This window comes from Kistimonas scapharcae, from assembly GCF_039540975.1.
In the GTDB taxonomy this organism is placed as follows: Bacteria; Pseudomonadota; Gammaproteobacteria; order Pseudomonadales; family Endozoicomonadaceae; genus Kistimonas; species Kistimonas scapharcae.
The window spans coordinates 1-11,255 of record NZ_BAABFL010000084.1; the positions used below are offsets into that span (position 1 = coordinate 1).

General features: G+C 51.1%; 11 protein-coding genes. All 11 read left to right on the plus strand.

Going from position 1 to position 11,255, the window contains the following annotated elements:
• Window positions 1–781: DNA-methyltransferase (locus ABD892_RS05075; protein WP_345194305.1), on the plus strand; the 781-nt coding region annotated here is incomplete at its 5' end.
• Window positions 782–884: 103 nt separating this feature from the next.
• Complete coding sequence (locus ABD892_RS05080) at window positions 885–1,745, plus strand: C2H2-type zinc finger protein (RefSeq protein ID WP_345194306.1); 861 nt, start codon at window positions 885–887, stop codon at window positions 1,743–1,745.
• Window positions 1,746–1,798: 53 nt separating this feature from the next.
• Window positions 1,799–2,269, plus strand: coding sequence for a hypothetical protein (locus ABD892_RS05085; RefSeq protein WP_345194307.1), 471 nt, complete (start codon window positions 1,799–1,801; stop codon window positions 2,267–2,269).
• Complete coding sequence (gene terL / locus ABD892_RS05090) at window positions 2,266–3,636, plus strand: phage terminase large subunit (protein WP_345194309.1); 1,371 nt, start codon at window positions 2,266–2,268, stop codon at window positions 3,634–3,636. The genes ABD892_RS05085 and terL overlap by 4 nt, the downstream gene beginning before the upstream one ends.
• Window positions 3,637–3,680: 44 nt before the next feature.
• The gene (locus ABD892_RS05095; RefSeq protein WP_345194310.1) at window positions 3,681–5,174 is read left to right on the plus strand and encodes a DUF935 domain-containing protein; all 1,494 of its coding nucleotides are present in this window, start codon (window positions 3,681–3,683) and stop codon (window positions 5,172–5,174) included.
• Window positions 5,175–5,194: 20 nt separating this feature from the next.
• Entirely contained in the window at window positions 5,195–5,809 is a 615-nt protein-coding gene (locus ABD892_RS05100; RefSeq protein WP_345194311.1) for an N-acetyltransferase, read from the plus strand.
• A complete protein-coding gene (locus ABD892_RS05105; RefSeq protein WP_345194312.1) occupies window positions 5,758–6,555 on the plus strand; it encodes a phage head morphogenesis protein in 798 nt (265 codons plus the stop codon). The genes ABD892_RS05100 and ABD892_RS05105 overlap by 52 nt, the downstream gene beginning before the upstream one ends.
• A gap of 251 nt (window positions 6,556–6,806) precedes the next feature.
• Complete coding sequence (locus ABD892_RS05110) at window positions 6,807–7,466, plus strand: 3'-5' exonuclease (RefSeq protein WP_345194313.1); 660 nt, start codon at window positions 6,807–6,809, stop codon at window positions 7,464–7,466.
• Window positions 7,467–7,566: 100 nt separating this feature from the next.
• Window positions 7,567–9,318 (plus strand): class I SAM-dependent DNA methyltransferase, encoded by a 1,752-nt coding sequence (locus ABD892_RS05115; RefSeq protein ID WP_345194315.1) that lies wholly within the window; start codon window positions 7,567–7,569, stop codon window positions 9,316–9,318.
• Window positions 9,311–10,636: a restriction endonuclease subunit S gene (locus ABD892_RS05120; RefSeq protein WP_345194316.1), complete on the plus strand. Its 1,326-nt coding sequence runs from the start codon at window positions 9,311–9,313 to the stop codon at window positions 10,634–10,636. Before ABD892_RS05115 ends, ABD892_RS05120 begins: the two co-directional genes overlap by 8 nt.
• Window positions 10,629–11,207, plus strand: coding sequence for a DUF4917 family protein (locus ABD892_RS05125; RefSeq protein ID WP_345194317.1), 579 nt, complete (start codon window positions 10,629–10,631; stop codon window positions 11,205–11,207). Before ABD892_RS05120 ends, ABD892_RS05125 begins: the two co-directional genes overlap by 8 nt.
• Window positions 11,208–11,255 lie beyond the last annotated feature (48 nt).

The window sequence follows — 11,255 nt, forward strand, 5'->3', positions numbered from 1 at the left end:
CAACCTGGAACACGTCGAGCGTCTTGTGGATAACCAGCTTGTCGATATGGTCTGGACCGATCCGCCCTACAACGTGGACTACGAGGGCAAGACCAAAGCTTCTCTCAAAATTGATAACGACAGCATGGGCGACAGCCAGTTCCGGCAATTCCTACGCGATCTTTTTACCTCGGCCTTCACAGTCACCAAAGAAGGCGGACCGATCTATGTGGCACACGCAGACACCGAGGGCGTGAACTTCCGCCTGGCACTGCAGGAGGCCGGTTTCTACCTGAAGCAGGTGCTGATCTGGGTGAAAAGCTCAAGCGTTATGGGGCGGCAGGATTACCACTGGCAGCACGAGCCTATCCTGTACGGCTGGAAACCCGGTGCCGCTCATGTCTGGTATGGCGAACGCAACAAAAAGACCGTGCTGGACGAGGAGCCCAAAACCAAAGACCTCGATAAGAACGCGCTGGCCCAAGAGGTGAAAGAGCTTCGTAACCGACTGTGCGGGACGGTTATCCGCGAGGACAAGCCCAACGCCTCCCGTGAGCATCCCACCATGAAACCGGTGGATCTGATTATCTCCATGGTACGTAACAGCAGCAAACGGGGCGACAGCGTACTGGATCTCTGTGGTGGTAGCGGCAGCACTCTCATTGCCTGTGAAAAGCTCGGACGTAGCAGCCGGGTTATGGAGCTGGACCCGCACTACTGCGATGTCATTATCCGGCGTTGGCAGAAATTCACAGGTCAGGACGCAGTACTCGAGAGTAGCGGTCAAACCTTCGGGCTGTAGAGAATGGCTAACAGACTTGTCTACCGGACAAACATCAAGGAACTGTCTGTCTGTCTGTCTGTCTGTCTAAAAAGCATACTTCGCAAAACATGGATTAAATCTGATGGAACGTGCCAGTCCTCCTATATCACCATTACATTCTTCATCGTCAGCCCTGCCACCAAAAGCAACCCCTCCTGATGGTGAGGAAGAAGCTCTTGATCTCTCTGTTAACTCACCCACTCATCAATTCAAAAAGCGCGTTGCTGAAACACAACAGCATTCGAGGGCTGTTTCAACAACTACCTCTACACCTATATTACAATCCGGATCAACGATTTCGACACCACAAGCACCAACACAAGTCTCTCAGCCAGAATCTGTGGCTAGCACTTCAACACAACCAACAGCCTCAAGCTCAACACAACAATCTACATCGCCAGCCCCTCAACCTAGTGCTGTAGCTGGAACCTCGGGCGTTCAATCGGGATACAGTCGTCAGGCAGACAACCAATTCAAATGTAACCAGTGTAAATATGTCACAACAGTGCACACTAATATACGGATACACGTGAACGCACACACCAGCAAGAAGCCCTATAAGTGCGAGCACTGCCCAAAATATTTTAGCCAACTATCAGCAATGAATAAGCATGAGCGTACCCACACCCGCAAGAAGTCCTATAAATGCGAGCACTGCCCAAAATCTTTTAGCCAACAATCAGCAAAGAATAAGCATGAGCGTACCCACACCGGCGAGAAGCCGTTTCAGTGCCAGTACTGCCCAAAATCTTTTAGCCAAAAAAAAACAAAGGTTGCACATGAGCGTACCCACACCGGCGATAAGCCCTTTAAGTGCCTGCTGTGCAAGTATGAAGCTGCACAGCAAACCGGCCTTAACTATCACATGATGTCCCGGCATCAATCACAATCAGCAACACCCAAGGACGACCAACCACCCGCAAAAAAACCAAAGACCGAATAACCGCTGTTAACCCACCTTTGCCCTGCAAAAGGTGAACGCATAAGGGGTGAACGATGGCTATCCAGAATCCGGGACGTTCGCAGCGGGCCAAAACGGCAGAGTTACGCAAAAAGGCGCTGGAGCTTCGCACCCTGGGACTATCCTACCGGCACATTGCCGACCAGCTGGCCATCAGCAAAACCGCTGCCTACCGCCATGTCGTCAAGGCCATCGAAACCCTGGAAAACGACAGCCGCGAGGATGCCAAAGTCAACCGTCGTCTGGACCTTGAGCGGCTGGACTGGATTATCCGCGAGGCCATGAAGCAAAGCCTTAAAGGGGATCTGCAGGCCATGGACAGGATCATGAAGGCCATCGACCGTCGCGCACGTATTTACGGCTTCAATGCGCCGCAGAAGGTAGCGCACACCACACCGGACGGTACCGAGGTCGCATCACCTACAGGCGTGGTATTGATCCCCGAGCCCATGAGCCGTGAGGAGTGGCTGAAACAATACGGTCGGGATGACACCGACAGCGCATGATCACCTGGTCACCCCAACCGGGACCGCAAACAGCGCTGGTCACCTGTCCGGTGGAGGATATCCTTTATGGCGGTGCCCGGGGTGGCGGCAAGACCGATGGGTTTCTGGGTAAATGGCTGCAGCGCAGCACCAAGTACGGCGGACACAGCAAAGGGTTATTCGTTCGGCGCAGTATGCCCGAGCTGGACGAGGTGATTGCCCGCTCCCATGAGATCTATCTCCCCATCGGCGCGCTGTACCGTGCCCAGAAAAGCACCTGGATTATGCCCAACGGTGCGCTGCTTCGGCTTCGAAGCCTTGAGCGGGACGCCGACGCTGGCAAGTACCAGGGCCACTCCTACACCGACGTGTACATTGACGAGGCGGGTAACTTTCCCACCCCTGATCCCATCGACAAGCTCCAGGCAACCCTCCGAAACCCCTATGGCATTCCTGCCAGCTTTAACCTCTCTGCCAACCCGGGCGGACCGGGACATGAGTGGATCAAGAAGCGTTACATCGACGCGGCTCCCAAGGGCATGAGACTGATCTGCGATGCCAACACCGGTGACGAACGAATCTATATTCCCAGCCGGCTGGAGGACAACGAGCTCCTGCTCAGCAACGACCCCAAGTACATCAACCGGCTGAAAAAGTCCGGGCCACCGTGGCTGGTGCAAGCATGGCTGATGGGGGACTGGAACGCCACACCGGAGGGCGGACTTATCAAGGCCCGCTGGTTCCAGCGCTACAGCACGCCACCGGCGGAGTTTTTACGCATTATCCAGAGCTGGGATACCGCCTATAAACCGGAGGAGATCAACGACCCCAGCGTCTGCACCACATGGGGCGAAACCCGACGGGGTTGGTACCTGCTCGATGTGTTCCGCGACAAACTGGAGTACCCAAGACTAAAGAGAGCGGCTGCCAGCCTGTATCTGGCCTGGAACCCGCAGGCGGTACTGATCGAGGACAAGGGCAGCGGAACCTCGTTGATCCAGGAGCTGCGCGAGGGCGTGAGCGCCGGTAATAAAAAGATCCATGTGCCGGTAATCCCCTGCGACCCCAAGGGCGTGAACAAAATAGACCGGTTAGTGGAGGTCAGCAGCCTGTTTGAGGCTGGGCTGGTGCATCTGCCTGAAGCGGCTCCCTGGCTCATCGACTACGAGCTGGAGCTGACCATTTTCCCGCTGGCGGGTAACGATGACCAGGTGGACTCAACCAGCCAGTTTCTGAAATGGGCGCATGAGCACCGTGCCAATTTCAGCTTTGCATCCACAGGGAACACAAGAGCCGGCATCGAGGCCTACGGCGAAAACCCGCACAGTATTGATGAGGATAAGGGTTATGGTGTGGTTAGGGGTCGCAATGATTTCAGGGGTTATTGAGCGCTCACATTTTAACCAGAGCAGGGACTAGACAGGACAACACCATGGCAGGCAAGCCAAAACTGGGAGAGCTGGCAAAGGCGGACCACGGCGTCCGGCTGGCGTCGGCCTACACCGCAACCCTGATGGACAACCCCGACAGTGTGCTCCGGGAACGCGGTCGGGATATGAAGATCTACGATGAAATCCTGCGGGATGACCAGGTCAAACCCACCTTCCAGCAACGACGCCTTGCTGTTATCCAGAGTGAGTGGACGGTGGAGCCAGCCAGCGAGTCGGCGCAAGATAAAGCGGCTGCGGAGTTCATCAAGGAGCAGCTGACCCATATCCGTTTTGACGGCATTACCGACAAGATGCTCTACGGTCTTTTTTACGGCTATGCCGTGGGCGAGTGCCTATGGTCCTACGATGGCAGCCAAATAGTGCTGGACGATATTAAGGTCCGCGACCGCAGCCGGTTTGTGTTTGATGTGGACGGCAACCTGCGGTTGATCAAGGCCGGTGAACCTCATCCGGTGAAACTCCCTGACCAGAAGTTCTGGGTGTTCAGCACCGGCGCTAATCACAGCGACAACCCCTATGGTCTGGGTTTAGGCCACTACCTATACTGGCCCACTTTTTTTAAACGCAACGACATCAAGTTCTGGCTGATTTTTTTAGAGAAGTTCGGCCAGCCCACCGCCATGGCCAAGCTGCCGCCGGGACAGGCGGAAGATCCACGGGAGCGTGAAAAGGCCCTGCAGGTGCTGGACGCTATCCAGGTAGATAGCGGCATTGTCGTCCCCGACAACATTCTGGTAGAGCTGCTGGAGGCTGCCCGCCACGGCACCGCCGACTATGAAGCGCTGGCGGAGCGCATGGACCGGGCCATCAGTAAGGTGGTGCTAAGCCAGACCATGACCACCGATGACGGCAGCTCGTTATCCCAGGCGCAGGTGCATGAGGCGGTAAAGCAGTCGGTGATCAAAAGCGATGCGGATCTGATCTGCGAGAGTTTCAACAACCAGGTGGTGCGCTGGCTAACGGAGTGGAACTTTCCCAATGCGCAACCACCAAGAGTCTGGCGCAATACCGAGCCGGAGGAAGACCTGCTCCAGCGGGCCGAACGCGATAACAAAATCAGCACCCTGGGCTACGAGCCCACCGAGGAGTATATCGAGGAGGTGTACGGGCCGGGCTGGCGGAAAAAAGCGGAGACAATATCCCAGCCCATTACACCGGATAACCTTGATCCCGCATTTGCCGAGCAAGACGGCGTTCATCCACAGCTCGCAAAGAAAAAGGCCGACCGACGTAAGGATCAACAGGCGCTGGCAGATGCTGCTGACTATTTTGCCACTAGATATCACGCGCTATATGGGAATCAGATAGAAGAATTGTTGTCCTATGCCGAGGACACCGGTGACCTGCAAACATTCAGGTCACATCTTGAAGAACTACTGGAACAATCATCTTCTTCAGACACTGCAGTAAAAACCATACGTGAAGCGGGGTTCTACAGCAGGCTAATGGGAATATTTAGAGGCGAAAAAAGGTGAGAGCACTTACTTCGAAGTCTATGAGCGAACCTGTTATCGTCAGGAACACCGAGACATCTGTTACAGGTATCAGCAAAGTTCAGGCACCTTCTGTTATATATGAAAAGCTATTGAGCGATGACGATATTCATCGCATCTTTACCCAACAGAAGCCGCTACGATTAAGGCACATAGAGTCTCAAACGTTGTTGGAGTTATCGGTAAAAATCAAATCTGACTCAAACAGGGTAAAGCTCAAAATTATTCAAACACTTGTGGATAATGAAAAATCATTTGCGAAATTATTTGAGGAAAAGGAGGATAAAGTTCTTCAGCTTCAGAATATCCAGACTCATCCGGTCAAGTGTGGCTTGGGAACGTTATTACTTCATGTGGCCAGTTATTACGCGGTTCATATTGAGAAATATCCTACCTTTGAAGTACGAAAAGCAGTTAGTAGAGCATTTGGCTTTTACCAAAAGCTAGGTTTTAAAGGTGACTACAGCGTTTCGCCAACGTATCTACAGATCACCAGCAAAGCATTACTGGAGAATACACGCCATATCTGTCAGAAGTTTCATGCGATAACCGATGAATATCCATTATGTCCTCAAGCCACTATGACTTCCTGGAAGTCACTGCCGGTTTTACCCTGAAACCCGCCCAGGCTATTCGGTTCTTTGAACGCAAAGGGCTTAAGCTGTCATTTCGCTGGGAGGATATGCTCGCAGAGGAACATGACGCGGCCTTTACTGTGGCCAAGATGATGAACCTGGATCTGCTGGCCTTCGTAGCCAAAAAAACACAGCAGGCCATAGACGACGGGAAGACGCTGACGGAGTTTAAACAGCAGCTCATCCCTGCCCTGCAAAAGGCCGGATGGTGGGGTAAACAGGATGTTGTGGACCCGGATACCGGACAGATCGTCAAAGCCCAGCTGGGCAGTGCATCCAGGCTGGCAACTATTTTCCGGACTAACTTGCAAAGCGCCTATAGCGTAGGCCACTGGCAAAGCATTCGGGCAAACGCTGCAACCGCGCCATTCTTGATGTACGACGCAGTGGAAGACCACCGGGTACGACCCGAACACCAACAATGGGATGGCAGGGTGTATCCGGTAAATCATACTTTTTGGACAACCCACTTCCCACCGAACGGCTGGAACTGCCGCTGCGGCGTTATCCAGCTGAACCGCCAGGAGCTTAAAGCCTACGGACTAAAACCATCACCGGAGCCAAACATCAAAACCCGTCTTTGGGAAAACCCTCGCACCGGCAAGAGCCGCACAGTACCAGAAGATCTCGACCCCGGCTGGGACCACAACCCGGGCCAGACACGCTTTACCATACTGCGGCAGCTTGAGCGTGAGAAACGGTCAGAGGGTCAGCAGCAAAAACCGTAGTCTTTATGCCATAACTGCAATAGTTTCGCCTCTCCAAATGTGATTACATACGACGTTTCATTTCTAAACATTCATTCAACATCGAGCTACCGAGGCCCATGCTCCGCCGGTCATGAAACGATCGTGCGACTCCTTCGGGCGGTAGCGTGGGTGCGATTTGTTCATCACACCGCTTGCCGGGACAGCTTATAATCAGCCCGGTTACAAAGACACGATTCCGGCAGGCAAGATTATCGTTTCAGGTTGTCCACATGCTCACAAAGCAAGGCAGAACTGAACTCTATCAAAAATGGATGAGGGAGTTCGAAAGTCAAAACACAAGAGGGAATAAGCGGCCAGTAACCCGCAGAGCCGAAAGCTCGGAGAACAGGAAAGCCACCACCGGCTTTACGGTAGACTACACGCCACCAACCATACCGCATGCTTTTGTGGTACTTGATCTGGAAACCACCGGTTTCAGCCATCACAAGAACAAAATCATTGAAGTGGCAGCAATCAAGGTCAGAAACCTTAAGCCGGTAGACAGCATAAGCCATCTGGTCCGGTTACCTGATAATGAACAGGTTCCTCCCTTCATTCAGGAGCTGACAGGCATAACGGACCACATGCTGGAAACCGACGGTGTGGATATCTCCACGGCAATAACCAACCTCAGTGCGTTTATCCGGAATGAAACCCTGATCATCCACAACGCACCGTTTGATACCCGGTTTTTGAAAGTGCATATGCCCCTGCCCAACCCTGTCATCTGCAGTCTGGCACTGTCACGACAGGCATTGCCCCATATGGAATCCCACAGTTTGTCGTTTCTCAAGGGATGCCTGGGCAGTGATGTCCGGGAAAGTCATCGGGCTTTGGCAGACTGTTATGCGGTCATTGATGTGATACGCGCCTGCCAAAAGATGTGCTGACATTTAAAACCATCAGGCTGACTGTTTTCTTGTGACTATGCCACAGAAAACCGCCTGACATTACACCCTATCCCAATCTGAACCTAACAACGGTTAACCCATGAATACGACAGAACAGCAGTTCCTTAAGGCGCTGGACGATAAGCTATGGAAAGCTGCGGACAAACTGCGCAGTAACCTTGATGCCGCCAACTACAAGCACATTGTGCTGGGTTTGATCTTTCTGAAATATGTGTCGGACGCCTTTGAAGAGCGTCAGGAAGAACTGAAGGCGCTCTTTCAGAAAAACGACGATGACAATATCTACTACCTGCCCCGGGACGATTTCAATTCCGATGAAGATTACCAGCAGGCCATTGCCGATGAGCTGGAAATTCTCGACTATTACCAGGAGAAAAACATCTTCTGGGTGCCCAGGCATGCCCGCTGGAGCACACTGAAAGATACCGCCACCCTGGCCATCGGTTCCGTAATCTGGCAGAACGAACAGGGGGAAGACGTTAAGCTGCGCTCCATCTCCTGGCTGATCGACAATGCCCTGGATGAAATTGAAAAAGCCAACAGCAAACTGAAAGGCATTCTGAACCGCATCAGCAACTATCAGCTGGACAACGAAAAACTGATCGGCCTGATTAACAGCTTTTCAGACACCAGCTTCCGCAACCCGGAATACCAGGGCGAAAAGCTGGAACTGCACAGCAAGGATATCCTTGGTCACGTTTATGAATACTTCCTCGGCCAGTTCGCCCTGGCGGAAGGCAAGCAGGGTGGCCAGTACTACACGCCGAAAAGCATCGTTACCCTGATAGTGGAAATGCTGCAACCCTTTCAGGGGCGGGTGTATGACCCGGCCATGGGCTCCGGTGGTTTCTTTGTCTCCAGTGAGAAGTTTATTGAGGAGCACGCCAAAGAGCGCCATTACGACGCCAGCGAGCAGAAAAAGCATATCTCCGTGTATGGTCAGGAGAGCAACCCCACCACCTGGAAGCTGGCGGCCATGAATATGGCGATTCGGGGCATCGACTTTAACTTTGGCAAAAAGAACGCCGACACGTTTCTGGATGACCAGCATCCGGACCTGCGCGCCGATTTTGTGATGGCCAACCCGCCGTTCAATATCAAGGATTGGTGGCATGCCCGGCTGGAAGAGGATGTGCGCTGGCAATACGGCACACCGCCCAAAGGCAACGCCAACTTTGGCTGGATGCAGCATATGCTTCACCATTTGAACGACAATGGTTCTATGGCGCTGCTGCTGGCCAATGGTTCCATGAGTTCCAATACCAATAATGAAGGGGTGATTCGCCGTAAGCTGATTGAGGCCGATCTGGTGGAGTGCATGGTGGCACTGCCGGGTCAGCTGTTTACCAATACCCAGATTCCCGCCTGTATCTGGTTTTTGACCAAGAACAAGCAGGGTAAAAATGCGACCGCCAAGGATGGCGGAAGTGCCGAAAATGCAGGAGCAATTTCCGGCCAGGTGGATCGTCGGGGCGAGACGCTGTTTATTGATGCCCGTAATATGGGCTTTATGAAAGACCGGGTGCTGCGGGATTTCACTCGGGAAGATATTGCCACGATTGCTGATACCTTCCACGCTTGGCAACAAGGTAAGAGCTACGAAAATAAGCCCGGTTTTTGTTTTGCGGCTTCTCTGGAAGATATTCAGAAACACGACTTTGTTCTGACGCCGGGGCGTTATGTGGGTGCTGCTGAACAGGATGATGATGGGGAGCCCTTTGCTGACAAAATGATGCGGTTAACTGGATTGCTTCAAGAGCAGTTTTCAGAAAGCGATCGGTTGGAAGAGGAGATTAAGAAAAACTTTTCAGGGCTGGGTTACCATGTCTAAATGGATTGATATTGAGCTTGGAGATTTCATTGAGCTTAAGCGTGGTTACGACCTACCAAAGAAGAATAGAGTTGATGGACAAGTCTCTATTATATCTTCATCAGGTGAATCTGGTTGCCATAATGCAGCAAAAGTAAAGGGGCCAGGTGTTGTCACAGGGCGATATGGAACGATAGGAGGGGTTTACTACACAGAGAAGGATTTCTGGCCTTTAAACACCACGCTTTATGTAAAAGATTTTAAAGGAAATGACCCATTATTTGTTTACTATTTTCTGAAAACGATCCGGTTCAGTGATTACAGCGATAAAGCTGCTGTTCCGGGAATTAATCGTAACCATCTGCATAAAGCAAGAATTCGAGTTCCTGTTGATCCCGACTACCAGAAAGAACTGGCTAGAAAATTGTGGAGTCTGGATTCTAAAATCAGCCTCAACCAGCAAACCAACCAAACCCTCGAAGCCATCGCCCAAACGCTCTTCAAAAGCTGGTTTGTCGATTTCGATCCGGTAAAAGCCAAACTAGCGGTATTGGCAGCAGGCGGCAGTGCCGAAGAAGCCGAACGGGCAGCCATGTGCGCCATCTCCGCCCGAGACGAGGCAAGCCTGAACACCCTGCAAACCGAACAGCCTGAAGCCTACGCCGAGCTTGCTCGAACGGCTGCACTGTTTCCTTCTGCTATGCAGGATTCAGAGTTGGGTGAGATTCCGGAGGGGTGGGAGGCCAAGCCATTGGGTAATTATCTTGAAATTAAAAGAGGTGGTTCACCAAGGCCAATCAAAGAATATATTGTTGATAAGGGCTTGCCTTGGACAAAAATTGCAGATGCTACTTCAGAACCAAGTCCATTTCTATTTAAAACCAGAGAGTGCATAAAAGAAGAAGGTCTAAAGAAAACGGTTTTTCTGAAAAGAGGAGCGTTAATTCTATCTAACAGTGCAACTCCAGGATTACCTAAGTTCCTTGAACTAGACGCATGTATTCATGATGGTTGGCTTCATTTTCCATCAAAAAAATTATTTAGCGATGTATATCTCTACCAGCTGTTTTTAGAAATAAGGAAAGCTTTGGTGGCACAAGGAAATGGCAGCGTCTTTACGAATTTAAAAACTGACATTCTTCGAAACCAAGTTGTTATAGTTCCATCTCAAGAGATAATCGATCAGTTTGATAAAACAGCTGCGATAATTTTTGAAAAGCTAAAAGAAGTCTGCAAAGAAATAAACTCTCTTGTTGAGCTCAGGGACACCCTCCTCCCCAAACTCCTCGCCGGCGAAATATCAGTTAAAGATGAAGTGAAGGAAGCCGTATATGGCTGAAATACTTAATTGGGATGAAATCAAAGAAGAGTTTCATCAAGGTTCACTTCTGCTTGGAAATGGCTCCAGTATTGCCGTTCACGAGTGTTTTAAATATGAATCTCTATATGAGAAGTCTGTTGAACTTGGATATTTAACCGAGAAGGTTCAAGCGGTATTTGAAAAGTTCGGTGTCAATGACTTTGAACTGGTTCTGCGTCGATTATGGCAAGCCAAACTTGTCAATGAAGCTCTTGATCTACCAAGAGGTGAAGTGGAAATAGCATATGAAAAGGTCAGAAATGCTCTCATTTCCACGGTACGAGAAACACACGTTAAATATGATGATGCCCGTTTGCACTTGCAAAGCATTTACAAGTTTATGCAAAGCTTCGAGACGGTCATATCACTAAACTACGACCTTATCGTTTATTGGGCTGCTCAATATGGCAACAATACTTTAGGCAATTGGTTTAAAGATTGTTTCCAATCGTCAGAATTTAGAAATGATTGGAGAAATCTACGAAGTCCTTATTACGCAAAAGGAGCAACATTATATTTCCTGATTACCACTGTGGCTCAGCCAGCTTGAGAAGCCTTGCTGGCATGGGGCAGGTTCGCGCAGCCATGTAACCCAGCC

Coding starts and splice junctions, on each gene's coding strand:
- ABD892_RS05120 (WP_345194316.1), top strand. CDS start 9,311: ATGTCTAAATGGATTGATATTGAGCTTGGAGATTTCATTGAGCTTAAG.
- ABD892_RS05095 (WP_345194310.1), top strand. CDS start 3,681: ATGGCAGGCAAGCCAAAACTGGGAGAGCTGGCAAAGGCGGACCACGGC.
- ABD892_RS05080 (WP_345194306.1), top strand. CDS start 885: ATGGAACGTGCCAGTCCTCCTATATCACCATTACATTCTTCATCGTCA.
- ABD892_RS05110 (WP_345194313.1), top strand. CDS start 6,807: ATGCTCACAAAGCAAGGCAGAACTGAACTCTATCAAAAATGGATGAGG.
- ABD892_RS05085 (WP_345194307.1), top strand. CDS start 1,799: ATGGCTATCCAGAATCCGGGACGTTCGCAGCGGGCCAAAACGGCAGAG.
- ABD892_RS05115 (WP_345194315.1), top strand. CDS start 7,567: ATGAATACGACAGAACAGCAGTTCCTTAAGGCGCTGGACGATAAGCTA.
- terL (WP_345194309.1), top strand. CDS start 2,266: ATGATCACCTGGTCACCCCAACCGGGACCGCAAACAGCGCTGGTCACC.
- ABD892_RS05125 (WP_345194317.1), top strand. CDS start 10,629: ATGGCTGAAATACTTAATTGGGATGAAATCAAAGAAGAGTTTCATCAA.
- ABD892_RS05100 (WP_345194311.1), top strand. CDS start 5,195: ATGAGCGAACCTGTTATCGTCAGGAACACCGAGACATCTGTTACAGGT.
- ABD892_RS05105 (WP_345194312.1), top strand. CDS start 5,758: ATGTCCTCAAGCCACTATGACTTCCTGGAAGTCACTGCCGGTTTTACC.